This window comes from Streptomyces melanosporofaciens (genome assembly GCF_900105695.1).
Classification (GTDB): Bacteria; Actinomycetota; Actinomycetes; order Streptomycetales; family Streptomycetaceae; genus Streptomyces; species Streptomyces antimycoticus.
On the sequence record NZ_FNST01000002.1, the window covers coordinates 9,238,848 to 9,259,500 of the forward strand.

The 20,653-nt window shown below is 70.4% G+C and carries 14 protein-coding genes and 2 pseudogenes; 14 read left to right on the plus strand and 2 right to left on the minus strand.

Annotated elements, in window-relative coordinates; genetic code table 11:
* Positions 1-152 precede the first annotated feature (152 nt).
* Positions 153-1,175 (minus strand): sporulation protein, encoded by a 1,023-nt coding sequence (locus tag BLV72_RS42295; protein ID WP_093469135.1) that lies wholly within the window; start codon positions 1,173-1,175, stop codon positions 153-155.
* Positions 1,176-1,414: 239 nt separating this feature from the next.
* The gene (locus tag BLV72_RS42300; protein WP_093469137.1) at positions 1,415-2,344 is read right to left on the minus strand and encodes a LysR family transcriptional regulator; all 930 of its coding nucleotides are present in this window, start codon (positions 2,342-2,344) and stop codon (positions 1,415-1,417) included.
* A 180-nt stretch (positions 2,345-2,524) separates the two neighbouring features.
* Between BLV72_RS42300 and BLV72_RS42305 the strand changes: the two genes are divergently transcribed.
* From BLV72_RS42305 to BLV72_RS42365, 14 genes and pseudogenes are all read left to right on the plus strand, one after another.
* The gene (locus BLV72_RS42305; protein ID WP_093469138.1) at positions 2,525-3,097 is read left to right on the plus strand and encodes a DUF6817 domain-containing protein; all 573 of its coding nucleotides are present in this window, start codon (positions 2,525-2,527) and stop codon (positions 3,095-3,097) included.
* Positions 3,098-3,610: 513 nt separating this feature from the next.
* The gene (locus BLV72_RS42310) at positions 3,611-5,458 is read left to right on the plus strand and encodes a phage tail sheath family protein (protein ID WP_093469140.1); all 1,848 of its coding nucleotides are present in this window, start codon (positions 3,611-3,613) and stop codon (positions 5,456-5,458) included.
* A 7-nt stretch (positions 5,459-5,465) separates the two neighbouring features.
* On the plus strand, positions 5,466-5,990 hold the full coding sequence (locus BLV72_RS42315) for a phage tail protein (protein ID WP_059144851.1): 525 nt from the start codon (positions 5,466-5,468) through the stop codon (positions 5,988-5,990).
* 23 nt (positions 5,991-6,013) lie between these two features.
* Positions 6,014-6,820 carry a T4 family baseplate hub assembly chaperone gene (locus BLV72_RS42320; RefSeq protein WP_093469141.1) on the plus strand — a complete coding sequence of 269 codons (807 nt, stop codon included), beginning with the start codon at positions 6,014-6,016 and terminating at the stop codon, positions 6,818-6,820.
* A complete protein-coding gene (locus BLV72_RS42325; protein WP_093469143.1) occupies positions 6,813-7,553 on the plus strand; it encodes a hypothetical protein in 741 nt (246 codons plus the stop codon). The genes BLV72_RS42320 and BLV72_RS42325 overlap by 8 nt, the downstream gene beginning before the upstream one ends.
* A 4-nt stretch (positions 7,554-7,557) precedes the next feature.
* Entirely contained in the window at positions 7,558-8,490 is a 933-nt protein-coding gene (locus BLV72_RS42330; RefSeq protein WP_093469144.1) for a Pvc16 family protein, read from the plus strand.
* A gap of 8 nt (positions 8,491-8,498) precedes the next feature.
* Positions 8,499-10,706: an ATP-binding protein gene (locus tag BLV72_RS42335; RefSeq protein ID WP_093469145.1), complete on the plus strand. Its 2,208-nt coding sequence runs from the start codon at positions 8,499-8,501 to the stop codon at positions 10,704-10,706.
* Entirely contained in the window at positions 10,697-10,990 is a 294-nt protein-coding gene (locus BLV72_RS42340; protein ID WP_093469147.1) for a hypothetical protein, read from the plus strand. Before BLV72_RS42335 ends, BLV72_RS42340 begins: the two co-directional genes overlap by 10 nt.
* Entirely contained in the window at positions 10,987-16,773 is a 5,787-nt protein-coding gene (locus tag BLV72_RS42345) for an eCIS core domain-containing protein (protein ID WP_244321279.1), read from the plus strand. The genes BLV72_RS42340 and BLV72_RS42345 overlap by 4 nt, the downstream gene beginning before the upstream one ends.
* Positions 16,727-17,653: a hypothetical protein gene (locus BLV72_RS50710; RefSeq protein WP_244321280.1), complete on the plus strand. Its 927-nt coding sequence runs from the start codon at positions 16,727-16,729 to the stop codon at positions 17,651-17,653. The genes BLV72_RS42345 and BLV72_RS50710 overlap by 47 nt, the downstream gene beginning before the upstream one ends.
* Before the next feature lie 33 nt (positions 17,654-17,686).
* The gene (locus BLV72_RS42350) at positions 17,687-18,445 is read left to right on the plus strand and encodes a hypothetical protein (protein ID WP_093469148.1); all 759 of its coding nucleotides are present in this window, start codon (positions 17,687-17,689) and stop codon (positions 18,443-18,445) included.
* Positions 18,442-19,127 (plus strand): annotated as a pseudogene (locus tag BLV72_RS42355) (hypothetical protein). Before BLV72_RS42350 ends, BLV72_RS42355 begins: the two are co-directional and overlap by 4 nt.
* Before the next feature lie 3 nt (positions 19,128-19,130).
* The gene (locus BLV72_RS42360) at positions 19,131-19,514 is read left to right on the plus strand and encodes a LysM peptidoglycan-binding domain-containing protein (RefSeq protein WP_093469150.1); all 384 of its coding nucleotides are present in this window, start codon (positions 19,131-19,133) and stop codon (positions 19,512-19,514) included.
* Positions 19,504-20,642: pseudogene (locus BLV72_RS42365) on the plus strand (hypothetical protein). Before BLV72_RS42360 ends, BLV72_RS42365 begins: the two are co-directional and overlap by 11 nt.
* Positions 20,643-20,653 lie beyond the last annotated feature (11 nt).

A 20,653-nucleotide genomic window follows, 5' to 3' on the forward strand; every position in this document is an offset into this window, starting at 1 on the left:
TTCGTCCTCCTCGACGGCAGGTCCGGTCGCCGGCTGGCGATGTGGCCCCATGGGACCACGGCTGTTGGGCCGTGGCCGCGCCGGGGAGGCCCAAACCCCAGGTAGGGGACCGGACTTCCCGGCCCGGGGACCGCCCCGGGCCGGGGAGGCCGTCAGTCCTCGTCCTCCTCGTCCTCGAAGGCGTCGCCGATCTCGTCGACGACCTCCGCGGCGACCATTCCGCCGACGACGCCGACCGCGACACCCGCCGCGACGCCCCCGACGATCGCCGCGGTGCTCGGGCCGGAGCGCCGCCCGCCGTCATGGTGGTGGTCCCCACGGCCGTGGCCGTGACCGTCGTGGTGGCCGTGGCCGGGCGCGCCGTACTCACCGTGGCCATAGGAGCCGGACGAGCCGTACGCGGCGCGCCGTTCGACGAGGTGGCGGATCCAGGCGTCGACCTCGGTGTTCCAGTCGCGGTGCTCGACGCCCTCATGGCCGACGGTGAAGAGTGTGAGGGCGTCGTTCCCCGCGGAGAAGAGCCCGCCGCGCTTGTCGGCCTCCAGGACGACGTCCATACCGCCCGGGCTCGCCAGGAAGGTCACCTCGAGCTCGTTGATGGCGTGGGCGTACCGGGGGGCAGGGGTGAGCTCGATCTCCTGGTAGAACGGCAGCCGCTGCCCGGTGCCGCCGACATGGCCCAGCTCCAGATCGGCGGCCTTGAAGCCGAAGCCGAGCTGGCCCAGCGCCTCCAGAACGGCCTCCTGGACCGGCAGCGGATCCACGGTCAGCTGGTCGAGGTCGCCCTTGTCCTTCGCGCCCGCGATCTCCAGCCCGGTGCGGACCCCGAGGATGATGCCCAGCGGCTGCCCGTACAGCTCGGTGATCGGCGTCTCCCAGGGAAGGCGGGCCGTGAACGGGAGGCTGCGCTGCTCGCCCTCGGCGAGCCGGAAGCCGCCGCCGACGGTGAAGCGGTCGAAGAGGACGACCCCTTCCCGCTCCTCCTCGCCGTGCTCGTCCTCCACCCGGGCCACCAACTCCAGCGTGATCTGCTCGATCTCGAAGTCCGCCGTGCCGCCCTGGAGATGGACCTGACCGGTCAGCGGCCCGCCGGGGCGTACCGGGCCGGGGCCCAGCACCGTGTCCACGGTGGGCCCGCCGACACCGAGCGAGCCGAGCAGTCGTTTGAACACCATCGTGGCGTTCACTCCTTCGCTATGCCTACTGCACGCGTGAGCGTGGGGGGTTACGGGCGCGTGCGGCGGAGGACGGTGGTCGCGCGACAACGGGCCATGGACCGCGGAACGTTCGCGGCCCATCGCCCGTTCTTCCGTGCGTCCGCCCTCCGTGTTTCTACATGCATGTAGAAGCATAGGGGTGTGTGCCTCCTCGAGATGGCCATCTCCGCGCGTTGGCGGGGGAAGTCCGAAAATGATCACTCGGTGGGCCGGGCGGAGTGCCGTTCTGGGGAGGCGTCTTCGTTCAGGGTGTGGGCCACGGTGTCCGCGAAGGCCCGGGCCAGTGGCGGCAGCGCGTCCCAGCGGCGTGCGGCCCAGCCGACCGGCAGCGGCGGCAGCGCGGGGATCGGGACGAGCCGCAGCGGCCCCTCGCCCCCGGGCACCGGAAGCCCCGGCAGGGCGGGCACCACGGCGCGCCCCAGGCCGAGTTCGGCCAGCAACAGGGCCGTGTCCCAGTCGGCGACGCCGGTATCGGAGCCGGCCCGTATGCCCAGCTCGGCCAGGGCGGCGTGGAGGCGCCCGCCGGAGGTCGAGTTCGGCGGCAGCCGTAAGAGACGGACATCGGCGAGGTCGGACACCTCCACGTGCGACCGGTCCGCGAGCGGGTCCCCGGCCCGCGTGGCGAGCACCCAGGGCAGCTCGGTCACGGGCCGCTGCTCGGCGCCGCGCACCGGGGCGCCGAGGGTGATCCAGGCCAGATCCAGTTGGCCGGTGATCAGGGCATCGAGGCAGCCGCGGCTGGAACTCTCGGTCTGGAACTCCAGATTCACGTTCGGATAGCGACGGCGGAAGGAGACGATCGCCTCGGCCATGAAGTGCCGCACGGTGGTGCTGCCGGTGGTGATCCGCACGGAACCGCTCTCCCCGTGCACGAGGTCGCTCAGGCGGCGCAGCGCCAGATCGAGCCCGGCGATCCCGTCCGCGGCCGCCTCGCACAGAATGCGTCCGGCCGGGGTGGGTACGACACCGCGCGGTTGGCGCTCCAGCAGGCTGACGCCGGTCTCGCGTTCCAGCCGCTTCACGCGCTGGCTCACCGCCGACTGTGTGCAGGTCAGCTCCCGGGCGACGGCGCTGAGGCTTCCGGCGCGGCACACGGCCACGAACACCCGCAGATCATCCAGAGTCATAACCTCCAAGTTAGAGCTTGGAGTTGGTGAGCAATCCCCAGGATTGACTGGGGTGGCAGGTGGTGGCGACGATCGTTGTAGGGCTCAGGCGGCAACCCGTACGGCGCTCGCACGAGGATCCGGACCGGGTGCCGGTGCGGTACGGGTGCCGACCTGCCCAGCACCGAAAGGACCCGACCTGTGCCTGCTGCTCCCCCTCCTGCCGCCGCCGACCGGGCCGTCACACTTCTGCGCCGGCTCGGCGCCGCGCGCATCGCCCACCCCGGCGGCACCCTCCTCGCCCACCTCCAGCGCGTACGGGCCCGGCTCGCCGCATGGGGGGCCCGTCCGGAACTCCAACTCGCCGGTCTGTGCCACGCGTTCTACGGAACCGACGGCTTTCCCGTCACCCTGCTGCCCCTCGGGCGTCGCGGCGAGCTCGTGGCGGTGATCGGCGCGGAAGCCGAGGCCATCGTGTACCTCTACGCGAGCTGCGACCGCAAGGCCACGTGCCGGGTGCTCGGGGATGCCGACGTGGTCTTCCATGACCGTTTCACCGGCCGTGCGTACATCCCGGAACCCCGGCTGCTCCGGGACTTCGCCGAGCTGACGGCCGCCAATGAACTCGACCTCGCCCGCCGGGACCCGGCCCTCCGGGAACGCCGTGGGCCCGAACTCCTCGCCCTGTTCACCCACTTCCGCCCGCTGCTCAGCCGGCCGGCCTGGCTGGACGGGCGCGCGGTCCTCGCACCGTCGCCCCTCGCGCACGACTGAGAACCGCGCGCACGCGGCTGAGGCCCTCGCGCACGGCTGAGGCCCTCGCGCACGGCTGGCGCCCAGGTCACCAGGCGTGCGGCCCGCGGGCGCGGGTGCGATAACGCGCCGAGCGCGGGACCGCAAAACGACGCGCCGCACCGTTCGCCTTTTCGGCTCGTTCTCGTCGTCCGCGCGCTCCGGGCGGAATTTCGTGATCACGAATTGTCGGGAGCGTTCGCGCACGGTAATGGCTTGGTCAACTCTGTGCAGACCGCAAAACGATCTAGTAATTCACCGGGAAAGAGATGACCGGTTCAATGTCTTGACCGCAATCATGCCCGGCGCGGAGACTCAAAGCGCACTCACGCATCAGGAGCCGCAAGCGACGTTCCGAATCCTGCGATACCGGTTTCGCGGGGGCGTGCGACCGGGGGAAGTGTAAGGAGAAAGTGTGCACACGGCGGCAAATCCGCGCGTGTGATCTTCACTTCCCCTCCTCATCTCTTGATGCGCGAAGAGAATGGAGGGGGAATGCCGACGCCCGCGGGCTATCCCGGTGTCTACATCGAAGAGCTTCCCAGCAGTGTCCGTACCATCGCCTCGGTCACCACCTCGGTGACCGCGTTCGTGGGCCACACCCGGCGGGGCCCGCTGAACACCCCGGTGCGCATCACCAGTTTCGCCGATTTCGAGCGCCGCTTCGGGGGGCTGACCTCGCAGAGCGCGGTCGGCTACGCGGTGCACCAGTTCTTCGGCAACGGCGGCACCGTGGCGGTCGTCGTCCGCGTGACCAAGGCCGGCACCGGCAAGGCCGCCTGCGTCACCCTCGACTCCACCGAGGGCCACAGTGCATGCCCCGTGCTGGAGGTGCACGCCAAGGAGCCCGGCCACTGGGGCTCGGGCCTGCGGCTGGCCGTCGACTACGACACCCCGTGCCCGGAGGAGACCTTCAACCTCCATGTGCTCGACGCCCGGGGCACCTCCCGGGAGTCCTTCACCAACCTGTCCATGGACCCCGCCCACGGCCGCCACGCCGAGACCGTGATCAACGCCGGGTCGGCGCTGATCCGGGTCAAGGCCGTCGGCGAGGGCCGGCCGGACCCCTCCGGCACGGTCTCCAAGCCGTTCGCGGGCGAACTCCCCGATCCGGCCGTCGAGCTGACGGTCAAGATCGGCGAGGTGGAGCGCGCGTTCACCCTGTACGACCCGGACTGCGACGGCGAGGCTCCGTGCGACGTCACCGAGTTGGCCCTGCTCCTGGAGCGCAAGCTGCGCGCCCTGCCCGACGCGCCCGGCAAGCACGCCTTCGCGGGCACCGAGGTCACCGCCTTCGGCCGCCGCCTCCAAGTCGTCGCCGGCTCCATCGACCCCGATGACGTGGTGCGCTTCCTGGGCGAATGCGCCAATGACCTCGGCCTGGAGGCCTCGGTCAACCCGCCGGTCTTCCCGCTGTCCGGCGGCGAGGACGGCGCCCCGCCCGGCCCCCGCGACCTCATCGGCGGCGAGGCGGACAAGACCGGCCTGCAGGCGCTGCGCGACATCGAGGACGTCAACCTGCTGTCGCTGCCCGAGCTCGCCGCGTACGAGTCCGTCGGCGACATGGTCACCGTGCTGTCGGCGGCCGACCGGCTGTGCCGGGAGCGGCGGATCTTCCTGCTCGTCGACGCGCCCTCCGCCTGGGGCAGCGTGGACGCGGCCCGCGCCGGGATCGGCGCCTTCGAGCCGGTCCGCAGCGACCACGCCGCGCTGTACTTCCCGCAGTTGCGGCTCACCGACCCGCTCACCGGGCGGCTGCGCGCCTTCCCGCCCTCCGGGGCACTCGCGGGCGTCATCGCCCGTACGGACGGCGAGCGCGGCGTGTGGAAGGCACCGGCCGGGACCGAGGCGCGGCTGGCCGGGGTGTACTCGCTCGGCGTCCAGCTCACCGACCGTGAGAACGGACTGCTCAACCCGCTGGGCATCAACTGCCTGCGCACCTTCCCGGTGGTCGGCCCGCTGGTCTGGGGCGCCCGCACGCTGCGCGGCGCCGACGCGCTCGACAGCGAATGGAAGTACGTCCCGGTGCGGCGGCTGGCGCTGCATATCGAGGAGAGCCTGCGCCGCGGACTGCAATGGGTCGTTTTCGAACCCAATACCGAGCAGTTGTGGCAGCAGATCCGGCTGAACGCCTCCGGCTATCTGCACACACTGTTCGAGAAGGGCGCGTTCAAGGGCGGCACTCCGCGTCAGGCGTACTTCGTCAAGTGCGACAAGGACACGACGACGGACGAGGACATCGCCCACGGCATCGTGAATGTCGTGGTCGGTATTGCGCCGGTCAAGCCCGCGGAGTTCGTGATCGTCAAGATCCAGCAGATGGCCGGACAGTTCGAGATTTAGGAATGTGATGGCTGAGTTCCAGGTCAACGCCCATCGCTTCGACCCGTACAAGAACTTTAAGTTTCTGGTCCTCTGGGACGGTCGTACGGTCGCGGGCATCAGCAAAATCAGTCCGCTGAAGCGCACCACCGAGGTCGTCAAGCACCGCAACGGCGGCGATCCCAGCTCGCCCCGCAAGTCCCCGGGCCGGTCCGAGTTCGAGGGGATCACCCTGGAGCGCGGCGTCACCCACGACCCCGAGTTCGACCGCTGGGCCAACAAGGTCTGGCAGGTCGGCGCGGGGCTCGGCTCCGAGGTCTCGCTGGCCGACTTCCGCAAGGACATCGTCATCCAGGTCCTCAACGAGGCCGGCCAGGTCGCCGTCTCGCACAAGCTCTACCGGACCTGGCCGAGCGAGTACCAGGTGCTCGGCGAGCTGGACGCCAACGCCAACGCGGTCGCGATCCAGAGCCTGAAGCTGGAGTGCGAGGGCTGGGAGCGGGACTACGAGGTGCCGGAGCCGGAAGAGCCCTCGTTCACCCATCCCGCGTAGGCGGGAAGCGGACGGCCTGAGAGATGGGGAACACGGGGCCCGCGGAGCTGCTGGCCATCTGGGAGGCGGGGCTGGCGCACCACGGCCCCGGCCGCGCCCTGCTGCTGCACCGGGCGGCCCGCCCGGAGTCCGCCGCGGACGAACTGCTGTCGCTGCCGGTGGGCGAGCGCGAGGCGGACCTGTACGCCCTGCGGCGCGCGCTCTTCGGCGAGCGGATGCAGATCCGGGCCGAGTGCGGTGCGTGCGGCGAGGCCATGGAGTTCGACCTCGACGCCCGCGACCTGGGGGTGCGCCCGCGGGAGCGGGACGGGCCGCTCCGGGTGGAGGAGGGCGAGTGGACGGTCGAGTTCCGGCTGCCCACCGTCGCCGACCTCGAGGCGGCCGCGCACGCGGTGGCCGAAGCGGGCCGGCCCGTGGACGCGGAGGGCGGCGACGGAGCCCAAGCGTCCACGGCCGCGGCCCGCGCCCGGTGGGTCCTGCTCGCCCGTTGCCTCGTCTCCGTGCACCGTGCGGGGCAGCCCGTCCCGGCCGACCGCCTCCCGGTGGCCGAACTGCCCGAGCCGGTGCAGCGGAAGCTCGCCGAGGCCGCCGAACGCGCCGACCCGGCGGCCGATGTGACGCTCAACGTCGCCTGCCCCGAATGCGGTGAGGCCACCCGGGCCGAGCTGGATATCGCCTCCTACCTGTGGGCCGAACTCGACCACTGGGCACGGGACCTGCTCCTCGATGTCCACCTGCTCGCCACCGCATACGGCTGGAGCGAGCCTCAGATCCTGGCGCTCAGCCCGCTGCGGCGCCGCTACTACCTGGAGCTGTGCGCAGATGGCTGACTTCTTCGACCGGCTGCTCGCGCGGCACGCCCCCGTGCCCGCGCCCGGGCCGGCGGCGGGCGGCGGCGCCGGCGGCCGCCCGGTCCGGGCACGGCCGCGGCTGCCCGGCCCGTACGAGCGGATCGAGGCGCTGGGGGGAGACCAGCCGCTGCCGGAGGAGTCCGCGTCTGCTCGGGTGGCCCCGCCACCGGCGGCCGACCGCCACCAGGAGGTGGTCCGGCACGAGCGCGAGGTCAGGACCGACCGGCACACCGTCATACGCGCCGAGCCCACACCGTACGAGGATGTGGAGCGGGATGCCGAACCCCCCGCCCCGGCACCGCTGTTGCTCCCCAGCACACAGATCACCGTCAGGCCGCGACCGGCCGCCACCGACACCCCGCCCACCCGGCGGGGCGACACGGCCACCCCCGCACCCGACGCCGCCCCGGCCGCTGCCGGGCCCCGGCCCGGCCCGCCGTCCCCGGGCCTATGGCCCGCGGCGGCCGCCGCGCCGCCGCCCCGCGCTGCCGACGCAGCCATGGGCCGGGACGCCGCGCGGCTCCCCACCGGGCGGCGCCGCGGCCGCACCGCCCAGCGCACGGTGCATGTCCAGATCGGGCGGCTGGAGGTCACCGCCGCCGCCCCGCCCGGCGCCGACCGCCCCGCGGCCGCCCGCCCCGGACCGACGGGACGGCGCGCACCCGCGCTGAGCCTGGACGACTACCTGGCGCGCGGCGAGAGGAGGGACTGACACCATGAGCAACGGACTCGCGTTCGCCACCGTCACCCAGGCCCTCGCGCTGCTGATCGCGAACAATCTGCGGCCCGAGATCGACATCGCGGTCACGGTGGACACCCGTAGGCCCCCCACGGAGCCGCCCACCGAACCGACCATCAACATCTTCCTCTACCAGGTCACCCCCAACGCCTCCCTGCGCTCCACCGACCTGCCCACCCGGGCCTCGGACGGCACGCTGCTCAAGCGACCGGCCGCGGCGATGGATCTGCACTACCTGATCAGCGCGTACGGGGAGGAGTCCGAGCTGGTCGGGCAGCGCCTGATCGGCAGCGTGGTGCGCACTCTGCACGAGATACCGATGCTGCCGAAGGACGTGATCGAGGAGGCCGCCCGGCGCTCGTATCTGACGGGCAGCGACCTGGCCGAGTCGCTGCAGCGGGTGCGCTTCACACCGACGCAGATGGACGTGGACGAGACCTCCAAGCTCTGGGGGATGCTCTACCAGACCCCGTATGTGCTGTCGGTCTGCTACCAGGGCTCGTTGGTCCTGATCGAGGGGCGCGAGCAGCCGGTCCCGGCGAAGCCGGTGGAACGGCCCACGGTGCGGGTGCTGCCCTTCGGCTCGCCGGGAGCGCCGGAGCCCCCCACCCTGCCGGGGGCGGAGCCGCAGCGGCCCGAGGAGCCCGCCCGGGCGGAGGCGGCGGCGGAGGACGAGACCTCGGCCCCCGCCAAGCCCGCCAAGAAGCGTTCCGCCGCCGCGAGGACGGCCGCTGCCACGACGCCCGCCGCCAAGACCGCCGCCGCCAAGACGGCCAAAGCCGCCGCCACCAAGTCGGCCGCGACCAAGACCACCAAGACCGCCGCCGCCAAGTCGGCCGCCTCGTCCGCCCGTACGCGCAAGGCCACGCCCCGGCGCCCTGGCGGGCGCTCCGAGGACACGGAGAGCTGAGGCACGCGATGGGGGAGAAGGGGGTGGACGACAGCATGGGTACGCGGGACGGCCACGCATCGGCGGCCGCCGATGCCGTCGCGGACGGAGACGGCCTCGCGGACGGTGACTCCATCGCGGGTGGGGGCGCCAACGAGGGCAGGGACTCCGTCACGGGCGGGGACTCCATCGCGGCCGAGGACGGGCAGGCCCTGGCCGCCGCCGTCCAGGCCGTGCTGGCCCGCGTCGACGCCCACGCGCGCCGCGCCACCTCCAACGGCTCCCGGCCCGGCGCCGCCTCCTCCGGCGCAGCCGCCGCACCCCGCGATGCCGCCACCACCGACGGGCCCACCACCCCCGCCAACCAGCCGCCCTCCACCGGAGCCCGGGGGCACAGCGCCACCCCGAAGGGGATCTCCGGCCCCGCCACCCTCGACGCGCTCGTGGCCTGCTTCGGCCTCAGCACCTTCGAGCGCCAGCTCGTCCTGCTGGCCGCGGCCGCCGAACTGGACCCCACCGCCGCCGCGCGGTGCGCCGCCGCCAGCGGCGACCCGACGCGTACGTACCCCACCTTCTCGCTCGCCCTCGCCGCGCTCGACGAGCCGCACTGGAGCGCGCTCACCCCCGTGTCCCCGCTCCGCCGCTGGCGGCTGACGGAGCTCGACGACGAGACCCGGCTCACCACCTCCCGGCTGCGGATCGACGAGCGCATCCTGCACTTCCTGGCCGGATCGCCCTACCTCGACGCCCGGTTGCACGGGCTGCTGCGCCGCGCCCAGGCCCCGCAAACCCTGCCCCCCTCCTACGGCCGCGCGGCGGACCGGGTGGCCGCGGGCTGGAACGAGTCCCGCCCGGAGGCCCCGCTGCGCGTGGAGCTCGTCGGCGGGGACCTCACCACCCGTACCGACATCGCCGCCACGGCCGCCCGCCGCACCGGACTCGCCCTGTACGTCATGGCCTCGGACGACGTCCCCACCGACGCGGCCGAACGCGACCGCCTCGCCCGCCTCTGGCAGCGCGAGGCCGTCCTGCTGCCCGCGGCGCTCCTGCTGGAAGTCGGCGAGATGGACCGGGAACAGACCGCCGCCACTGACGCGTTCATCGAGGCCGCCGCCGTGCCCCTCGTCGTCTCCAGCCCGGACCCGCGCCCGACCGGCCGCCCGCGCGGTGAGCGCGTCACCGTTCCCGGACTGGACGACACCGAACAACTCGCCCTCTGGGCGGACGCCTTCGCCGACATCCCGCGGATCCAGAAGAGCCATCTGCGGTCGCTGGTCGCCCAGTTCCAGCTTCCGCCGCATGTCATCCGCTCCGCGGCCGCCGCCGTACGCCGTGACTTCCCCGACGCGGGCACGGGCGCTGACACGGACGCCCTCGACCCCACCGAACTCGCCTGGCGGGCCGGGCTCATCGAGGCGCGCATCGGCCTGGACGAGCTGGGCCGGCGGATCGAACCCGAGGCCGCCTGGGACGATCTGGTGCTCGCCGACCACCAGTCGCGAATCCTGCGCGAGATCGTCGCCCATGTGCGGCAGCGCGCCACCGTCCACCAGGAGTGGGGCTTCGCCGCGACACTCCGCCGGGGCCTCGGCGTCACCGCCCTGTTCGCGGGCGGCTCCGGCACCGGCAAGACCCTCGCCGCCGAGGTGATGGCCAAGGAGCTGGGCCTGGACCTCTTCATCATCGACCTCTCCCAGGTGGTCAGCAAATACATCGGCGAGACCGAGAAGAACCTGCGCAAGGTCTTCGACGCCGCCGAGCGCGGTGGCGCACTGCTCCTCTTCGACGAGGCGGACGCGCTGTTCGGCAAGCGCAGCGAGGTCAAGGACAGCCACGACCGATACGCCAACCTGGAGGTCAGCTATCTGCTGATGCGCATGGAGGCGTACCGGGGCCTGGCCATTCTCACCACCAACATGAAGAAGGCCCTCGACCCGGCCTTCATGCGCCGGATCCGCTTCGTCGTCGACTTCCCCTTCCCCGGCGAGAGCGAGCGCGCCGAGATCTGGCGCCGGGTGCTCCCCGCCCAGGCGCCGATGAAGGACATCGACACCCAGCGCCTCGCCCAACTCACCGTGGCGGGCGGCTCGATCCGCAACATCGCCCTCTCGGGCGCCTTCCTCGCCGCCGAGGAGGGCGACCGCCTCCAGATGCGTCACATGCTGGCGGCGGCGCGCACCGAGTACCAGAAGCTGGACCGTTCGCTCACGCCCTCGGAGGTCCACGGATGGGTCTGAACGATCAACCGCGTGCGGTCCGGGTGGACATCGGCGAGCTGGCGCTGTCCGGCTTCGGCTCCGGGATCGACCCGGACCGGGTCTCGGCGGCGTTCCAGACGGAGCTGGCCCGGCTGGTGCGGGAGCGCGGCGTACCGCTGGCGGCGGCCGGGGAGGGCACGGCCATCGAGGCCCTGTCCGATCTGCCCCCGCTCCCCGCCACCACCTCCCCGGCCCGGCTGGGCGAGGCCCTGGCCCGGGCCGTGCACGCGGGCCTGTCCGGAAGGGGGCGGGAGGGGACATGAGCAACACACCGTCCGCCACCCAGGACGACCGCGCGTCCCAGTCCGCCAAGCGCCGCAAGCGCAAGGAGCGGACCGGCAGGGCCCGTGCGCCCGAACCCAAGGACATCGTCAGCGGCGCGGGACAGTCCCTCGACCCGAGCGTCCGGCGCGACCTCGAGGAACAGCTCGGCCACGACCTCGGCCAGGTCCGCCTGCACACCGACCGTGACGCCGGCCATCTCACCGAACTGCTGGGCGCGGACGCGGTGGCGGTCGGCCAGGACATCTTCTTCCGCGAGAACATCTACCGCCCCGGCACGACGGACGGCCAACGGCTCCTCGCCCACGAATTGCTCCACACCGTCCAGAACCCCCACGGCCTCGGCGCCCTGCGCGCGGGCCGCGACCTGGGCGCGGTGAGCCTCCCGCAAGACGCGGTGGAGCGCGAGGCGGAGGGCACGGCGCGGGAACTGGTCCGCAGTGGGCGACCGGAAGCGGACGTGGCGCCGCAGACGTCCGCGACCCCGGGATGGCTCCGCTACGCCACGGTCGACGCCGACCGTAACCGCATGGAGAAGCTGGACCCGGCGACGCTGGTCGACCGCCTCGCCAACGGCGTGATCCGCTCCCTGCGCGGCGACCCCGAGGACCGCTCCAAGCGCACCCGTATGCAACTGGCGCGAATGCCGGACGAGGTGCAGGACGCCGTCCTCGACCGGCTGGAGACCAGACTCCTCAGCTCGGAGCACGAGCGGGTGCTCGACTTCGTCGACGAGATCGAGGCGGACGACGACCTGGAGCGGGAGTCGCTGGCCGCCCCGGACGTCGAGCCGGACTCGGTCGAGGAGCTGCTGTTCGAGCGCGAGACGCAGCGACGGAGGGCGGAGGAGCGGCGCGAGGAGGAGCAGCGCCCCGCGCCTGCGCCGGGTCCGGAGAAGGACCAGCACGCGGAGGAGGGCGCGCCGGGCAGTACGCCGCAAAACGGTGGGGGCGCGCCCGAGGGGGAGGGCCGGGGCGGGAGCCAGGAACAGAGGCCGGGCGCCGACGCGGGGCGCGAGGGCGGAAGCGCTTCGTCGGGTGGGAAGTCCGGCGGTTCGGCCTCGGCGGCACCGGCCGCCGCGCCCCCGTCCCAGCAGCCGTCGTCGTCCTCTTCCTCGTCCTCGGGCGGGAAGTCGGAAGGCGGGCAGCAGGGTGGCGAGAAGAAGGCCGAGGGCTCCGAGAAGGGGAAGCAAGGGAAGGAGGGGGAGGGGAAGGAAGGGCAGGAGCAGCAGGGCGTCGCGACGCCGAGCAAGGAGGAGTCGGCGGCCAAGAACCGTCCGGGCGCGGCCGATGCGCTCGTGGCAGGCCGGCAGCTGAAGCAGCAGGACAAGCGGGGCGTGGACAAACCCACCGGTTCGCCGACGGTGTCGGGCAAGGACACCCAGTCGCCCGGCGCGTTCTCCACGCTCGACGGCGTGCGTGCCCAGGATCTGGACGGCCCGGAGGAGCAGGCCGAGGAGGATCCGTTCGGCTCCGGCAGTGAGTCGGAGGTCGAGGTCGGGGGCGAGGAGAAGAGCGCCTGGGAGATCAAGCTCCAGCCGGAGGACTTCCTGCCCAAGCAGGACCTCGATGTGTCCGGCGTACCGACCGCGGACACGCTCGACCCCGCCTCGTCCGCCGCCCCTCCCGCCCCGTCATTCCCCGCCCCACCGGTGACCAAGGCCGACACGGTGCACGCCGAACGGGACGCGGAGGACGCCGAGGACGAGGCGGCGGACGCCGAACCCGACGAGGACACCGTGGACGCGGCCCCCGACGCCGAGCCGTCGGCGGAGGCGGACGACGGCGCGGCGGCGGCAGGCGCCGGGCTTGGCGATCTCGCCGTGGAGCAGGCCGCCGAGAGCCGACCGGGACCGGCCGTGACACGCGACCCGAAGAGCGGCGCCGATCCCAAGGACGGGCCCGTCGTCGCCCAGACGACGGTGCAGGAGGCCGCGGGCAGGTCGGAGGACGGCAGCGAAGCCACGGAACAGGCCGCGAAGGAGGAGAAGGGCACCTCCGCGGGGGGTGAGGCGTCCGGCGGTGCGCAGGACAAGGCGTCCCAGCAGGCGGTGGGCGGTCAGGCGGCGCAGGAGCCCGCGGCCAAGGCGGAACAGAAGAAGGCGGACGCGAAGCCGGCGGCCACGAGCGAAGCCACGGCGGACGCCGATTCCCCCTCACCCGCCAGGGACACCCAGGTCACGGGCGGATCCAACGCGGATACGCCCGGCGGGGCGAGCAGTGGGGCGCAGAGCGAGCAGAGCGCGCCGGCGGACCGTACGGAGGCCCCGACTGCGGAGTCGGCGCCGTCCGCCCCGCAAACCGAGCAGACCGCCGAGCCCGAGCGGACCGCTCAGCCCACGGCCGCGCCCCCGAAGGAGACTCCGGCGCCAAAGGCCGCCCCGGGCGCGAAGGCCGCGGCGCCCAAGTCGGCACCGTCCGCCAAGACACCGCGCGGTGGCGGTGGCGGTGGCGGTGGGGGTGGAGGCGGTGGCAAGGCGTCTGCCCCGGCCAAGGGCAAGAAGAAGAACTCCGGTCCGGCCCCGAACCTCTCCCAGGTGTCCCCGGAGGCGGGCCTGTCCACCGCCTCGAAGCTCAAGCCCCATGTGGCGCTGCAGGCCATGACCGGTGTGAGCGGCTCGGTGGACCGCACCGTCGGCGACGAACACAAGGCGCTCGCCGCCGCTCCGCCCTCGATGCAGCGCCCGGCGGGCGCCCCGCAGACCCTCCAGGGCAAGCCGGCGACCGACGCCGCGGCCCAGTACTCGCAGGATCCGGCCCAGAAGTCCGAGGCGCCGGAGAAGGAAGATGCCGAGGTCACGGGCGCCAAGGAGCCCGAGGGGCAGATCGAGGCGGAGAAGGCCGAGGAGCCCGGCGGCTGGGACACCTTCAAGATGGCCCTGGGCTTCATCGGCGGCAAGATCGTGAACGGGGTCGCGAGCCTCTTCGGCGCCGACGAACCCGTAGTGGACCCGCAGGAGTTGGCGGCGAAGTTCGCCGGGCTGCCGACCAAGGACGAAGCGCTCAAGCAGGCCCAGGCGGGCAACGCGCCGGGCGTGCAGATGCGGGGCGACGCCGACCAGACGGCGGGTGAGCAGGGCTCCGCCGTTGACACCAAGGGCCAGGAGACCGTGGCGACGGGCCGCGACGACGCGGGCCGCGGGATGGGCGAGGACCAGGTCTATCCCGACGCGCCCAAGGAGCAGATGGCGGCCAAGGTCCCCGGGCAGGGGGCTGGCGGGGGCGGCGGTGCGCCCGGCGGCGGCGCTGCGACGGGAGCCGTCCCTCCCGAGGCCGCGTCGGAAGTGGCCGAGCACGAACGCGGACCGCAGTTCCAGGCGGCGTTCACCGACGGCCAGAAGGGCATGTCCGAGGGGCGGCAGACCAAGGACCGCGACTTCCGGGACGGTCAGCAAAAGCACAAACAGCAGGTCGACGCCGAGGTCGCGGGCAATACGAAGAGCCAGGCGAGCGAGCGCGAGAAGGCGATGACGGAGGTCACCGCCAAGCGTCAGGACTGGCGCATGGAGCAGGACAAGGAGCTCCAGTCGCTCGGTGACAAGAAGACCGAGCGCCACGAGAAGATCCGCAAGGACGTCAAGGACAAGGAAGAGCAGACCGACAAGGACGTCGGCAAGGAGAAGGACGACAGCGACAAGAAGATCCAGGACAAGGGTGACCAGGCCGAACGGGACGCCGAGAAGAAGCGCGACGACAGCGTCCAGGAGTCGGGCAACTGGATCTCGAAAGCCTTTGAATGGATCAAGAACAAGGTCATCGAGATCAAGAACGCGATCGTCCGTGTCATCAGGGAGGCGCGGGACGCGGTCGTCAACTTCATCAAGAACTTCAAGGAGACCGTCGAGCGCTGGATCAACGACGCCCGCAAGGCGATCGTCGACGCGATCAAGAACTTCATCAACGATCTGATCGAGTTCGCCAAGGCGATGGTGCGGGCCGTCATCGACCTGGCCAAGCGCATCCGGAACTTCATCACGGGCTTGATCAACGCCGCGATCGCCCTCGTCAACAAGCTCGCCACGATGCTCAAGCAGGCCATCACCGACCTGCTGGACGCCCTCGGCAAGCTGCTGAGCAGCATCCTGGACGTCCTCAAGAAGATGCTGCAGGACGTGATCAAGGCCGTCGTGGACGCGGTCAAGGCGGTCCTGGACTTCGCCTCCAAGCTGCTGGGCGCGCTCGGCGACTTCATGCTCATCGCGGTCGACTTCCTCTCCGACCCCGGCGGCTGGCTGAGCGGTGCGAAGAACTCGGCGGTGGACGGCGCGAAGAACCACCTGTTCAGGGAGGTCAAATCGGCGGTCAAGGACTGGTTCCAGTCCAAGATCGAGGAAATCATCGGCGTCCCGAAGGCGATCCTGGACAAGCTGCTCAAGGGCGGCTTCACGATGGAGCAGATCGTCAAGGAGACGTGGGAGGCGATCGTTCCCCAATTGCCTCTGATCATCGGCGAGATCGTCATCACCAAGGTCATCGCCAAGCTGATCCCCGGGGCGGGCTGGGTGATGGCAGTCATCGACGCCATCCGTACGGCCATCGGCGCGCTCGGCGAAATCCTGCGCGCGATGGGCGCGGTCCTCGACTGGCTGAAGGCCGTCCGCATGGGCGGCGCGGGCATCCTCTTCGCGAAGGCGGTCGCAGCGGGCATCGTGGCGCTCCTCGAATTGGCCTATGAGGCGCTGCTGTCGGGGATCGGCAAGTACGTGGCGAAGGTGGGCCGGCGCTTCAAGGACATCGCGGCGAAGCTGGGGCAGGGCAAGGGCGGCAAGGGTGGGACGGGGGGCAAGGGCGGTGCGGACGAGGGGCCGGGAAGCCTGGCCCCAGAAGACGCAGGAGCCGACCCCGCCCGGGACAACTGCCCCCACAACGCGCCCGACGCCGACCACCAGCACGAAACCAAGGCCCGGCACGAAGCCGGACCCCAAGAAGCCCACAACACAGCCGCAGACCAAACCAACGAGGCCCGACGCCCCCGGCAAACCCAAGCCCGGCCCGTCCGACACGAAGACCCCGGCCCCCACGACAAAGGACAAGAACGGCAAGCCGAAGGACCCCACAGAAGACAAGCCGGACACCCGCCCAACCCCCACCGCAAAGCCCAAGCCCAAGCCGGAACCCCCGCCAAAGCCGAAGCCCGAACCGGAGACGGGGCCCAACCCCAAGGACGACAAGGGACCCGAGGACAGGCCGAAGAGCGACGACAAGCCCTCGACCAAGGATCCCAAGGACCAGGACCCGACCAAGCCCGACAAGGACGACCCGAAGAAACCCAAGCCCGACAAGGACGGCGAGAAGCCCACCAGGCCGAAGGAAGACGACAGCAAGAAGCCCAAGCCGGACAAGGACGGCGACACGCCAGGCTCCCGAAAGCCCAAGCCCGACAAGGACGGCCCCGGCAGGCGGCCGAACAAGAAGGGCCCCGACAACCGCAAGCCCCACCCCGACAAGAGCGGCCCGGGTCGGCCCAAGTCCAAGCCGGACAAGGACAAGCTGAAGAAGGACAGAAAGGAGGAAGAGGAGTCCGAGGCAGCAAAGCAGGCCCGACTTGCGCTGATCGTCGCCAGAATCCGCCCGATCATCGAGGGAAAACTGGAACCCGGAATACATCGGCAGACGTTCACGGAACTCCTGGCCTATCTGCGCCGTCAGCACCGCCTTACCAGGCTGTATACGTTGGGCGGGGAAGAATTCAGCGTCGAGGCTGTCCTGAACCCCGGAGTGACAGTCACCCGTGGACACCTGAAAAAAGTCATGCGGTATCTTGAAAAGCAGCAGCTGCCGGACCCGGGAATCACTCCCGCGCCGCAGGACTACGGCAGGCCGGGAAGGGTTACGGAGGCGAAGTACGTCAACCCTGAGTGGGCAAGGTATAGCGGGCAGAAACCCAATAACATGAGCTACGTTGAAGGCTGGGAATATCTTGAGAGGTATGGCCTGACAACGACTCCCGACCAATGGGATCGCATGCATCTGATTCCTCGAGAACTGGGAGGGCCTGCCAAGGGATCCAACTTCGTTCCGGCCCCGAACTCCATAAACCGCCCCTTCTACAACGGCTTCGAGATTTTCCCTTCCCAGAAATTTGGATCGGCGAAGTCGTCGACGCCGAAGTCGTCGGACCCCGGCTGGTACAGAGTGACCCTGAAGCGCTACGAGGGCACGAGTCCCCATTCCTACCCGAACGGTCCCACCTACCCGAAGGGATTCCCCGACGAGATCACCGTCGAGTGGGGGATGTACCAACAGGTAAAAGGAACTGGCAGAAGGCGATCCGATTGGAAGAAGCTGCCGGCCAGTGCCAGCACCGCTCTGAACACCTTCAATGAACCTCCGTTGCCGAACCCCAACCATCAGCCCGACCCCTCGGTCCCGATCAACACCGCAAGCCGGGTCGACGTTGAATTGGCATTCAGGTTCCGAAGGACGACCACCGCCAAGAAAGTCATGAACAAGGCATTCATGGACGCGTTCATGGAAGAACGCAGCAGCACGGCACCGGGAACAAAGGCATTCAAGAGCTTCCATGAACTGAGTTACAAGATGCGGGCCTACAGAAACGCAGGGGGAAAGCCACTTGATGGTCTCCCCGAGCTCTTGGCAGCCCTGAGACTACGCCTCAAGCACGGCTACTTCACATTCAAGTGAAACCGCCACCACAAACGATTGGGAAAGCACAGAATGCCACTCTTCACCGCGAACGAGGAGCGACACCTCGCCTCCCTGCGCGAGCTGGTGAACTGCCCGTATATAGACGTCGAGCACGAGGAAGTGGAGCAGCTCACTCCCCCCTTGGCGGATCTGCCTCCGCCGGCTGACTTCAACGAGAAATGGAGAGGTGTCCAGCTGGACGGCGACATCGTTTCGCGCGGTCTGAGGTTCACCGAATTAGGTGCCTGCTGGTCAACCATGACCGGAGAGGACTACGACGATGTGAGCGAGGACGTAGAGGCTGACCGTCTCATCGAATCCGAACCTCCCGAGATCCGCGGCGAATTCTTCCTTCGCTCCATTCATGACATTCTGAGCCAGCCGGCAGGTCCCGCTGACCCGGTGGAGACCGAGTTTCAGCGAACGTTTCTCTCCGAACTGCGCGTCATGGACCAGACGCCCCGCTCCGGAGCCGGTATGCTCACGTATCTGCGACTCAAGCCCGGCACCAGTCCATTAGAGATCTGGTACAGCGATATTGCAGCCATAGGTGCTCCCCCGTACCCCGGGGGGTTCATCCAGATGGACATCACATACAGCGAATACCTGGACGCGCTGCTTCTCACCAAAGGGACATACGGGTGGCAGTATCTGTACACGGATATCTCACTGGCCGACGGCTTCTCGGACACAGTTGATTATCTCGAAGGAATGCTGAGCCTCTTCCCGCAGATCTTCCCGAACCACGACTACTCCGACCTGCGCGTCCGGCTGGAGGCCCGCCTGTGACCCGCTACCCCGACATCCCCAAACCCATCCGCTCCGGAATAGTCCTCGTCGACCCCGACCGCGGCACCCCCCAACGCATCATCATCCTCCAGTTCAACCCCGATACCCTCGAACGCTCCCTCTCCCCCAATCCGCCGGCGACCAAGCCGACAGCGGCGGAGGTGGCAGCGGAAGCGGGGACAAGAACGAGGCGCTCCGGCTCAAGGGCCCCGCCCAGGAGACGTGGAAGTTCACGGCGGAGATCGACGCGACCGATCAGTTCGAGGTGGCCGCGCCCGACGGGATACACCCGCAGCTCGCGACGCTCGAAATGCTCGTGCAGCCGACCACCGCAAAATTGCGGGAGGCCATGCGGCTGTCCAAGAAGGGGACCATCGAGATCAGCCCGATCGAGATGCCGTTGACCCTCTTCACCTGGGGGAGCAAGCGGGTCATGCCGGTCCGGATCACGGAACTCTCCATCAACGAATCGGCATTCGACGTCAACCTCAACCCCATCCGCGCCTCCCTCAGCATCGGGCTGAAGGTGCTCACCGTCAGCGACCTCCCCGCCGGCCACCGCGGCGCCGAGCTCTACCTCGCGCATCTCGCGCAGAAGGAGCGGCTCGCCGCGGCGGCGCGTGGGGGAGCGCTCAGTGCGTTGGGGTTGAACAGCGGGGACATCGGGCTGGGGAGGGTTTAGCAGATGACAGAGCCACAGCCGTACGAAAGCGCGCTCGACGCGATTCCGGGGGCGCACCCCTACCCCCGCTCCAGCCGCTACCACGACGCCGAGATCGGGATCCACACCCAGCCCGACGGCACCCCCGTCCGGTACGTCAAGCGGCGGCTGCTGCCGCCCCTCGGCGTTTCCCCCGAGGACGCCGAGACCACCCACACCGTCAGCAGCGGCGAGCGCCCCGACCACCTCGGTCAGCGCTACTTCGGCGACCCTGCCGCCTGGTGGCGGATCGCCGACGCCAACCCCGTCCTCGACCCTCGCGAGCTGACCGCCGAGCCGGGCGAGGAGATCGAGATCCCGAACGGGTTCCCCGGAAGCGGGCCAGGGGGTGGGATGCGTGGCCGATGAGCCCGTCGGGCAGGGGCCCATTCACCTCGAATTACGGATGGGGCCCAAGCTCACCCGCCCCGTGCCCCCCGAGGTCACCGAGGCGTTGCTGTCCGCGCAGATCACCACCACCGCGGGCGAACGCAGCGGCTTCCAGATGGCGTTCGATCTCACCAAAAAGGGCGCGATCATCGATCGGCTGCTCCCCGAGGGGTTCTTCGACCCCCGCACCCGCGTGGTCGTCACGGCCGCCGTCAAGGGCACGCCGATCGTCCTCCTCGACGGGCTCATCGTGCGCCACGAGGTGGGGGCCAGCAATCAGCCCGGGCAGACGACCCTCACCGTCACCGGCGAAGACCTCACCCTCCTCATGGACCTCGAGGAGCGGACCGACCGCTATCCCAACCTCCCGCCCTTCAAGCGCGTCACCCGCATCCTCTCGAAGTACACCGACTACGGGATCGAGGCGGACGTCATCGAGGAGAAGATCCTCCAGCCGCCCAACGCGCAACGCCGCGTCGACTACCAGACCGGCACCGACCTGCAGTACGTCACCGACCTCGCGCAGGCCAACGGCTATGTCTTCTACCTCATCCCCGGGCCCGTCGCCGGGGTCTCCACCGCCTACTGGGGCCCGAGAAGCGCATCGGGACACCCCAGCACGCCCTCAGCGTCAACATGGACGTCAACTCCACCGTCGACCAGCTGACGTTCGCCTACGACGGGACCGCGCGCGAGGAGCCCCAGGCCCGCTGGCAGGACCCGGCCACCCGCACCTCCACCCTCCTCGCCCAGCCCGACATCAGCCCGCTCCGCCCACCGCTGGGCAAACGAGCCACCCCTGCCCTCAAGCGCAAGACGCTCTCCGGCACGGCCAAGAAGGACCGGGCGCAGGCCGAGGCCGAGGCTCTTGCGCGAGCCGCCGTCTCTGCCGACGCCATCTCCGGTTCCGGCTCGCTGGACGTCAATCGGCACGGGTACATCCTCCAGCCGCGCCAGCTCGTCGGCGTCCGGGGCGCCGGTGCCACCTACGACGGCGAGTACTACGTCAAGTCCGTCACCCACCATCTCCGGCCCGGCTCCTTCCAGCAGAACTTCACGCTCACCCGCGAAGGGCTGATCGCCCGGAGCGACACCGTTCGGCCCTAAGGACCCCAAGG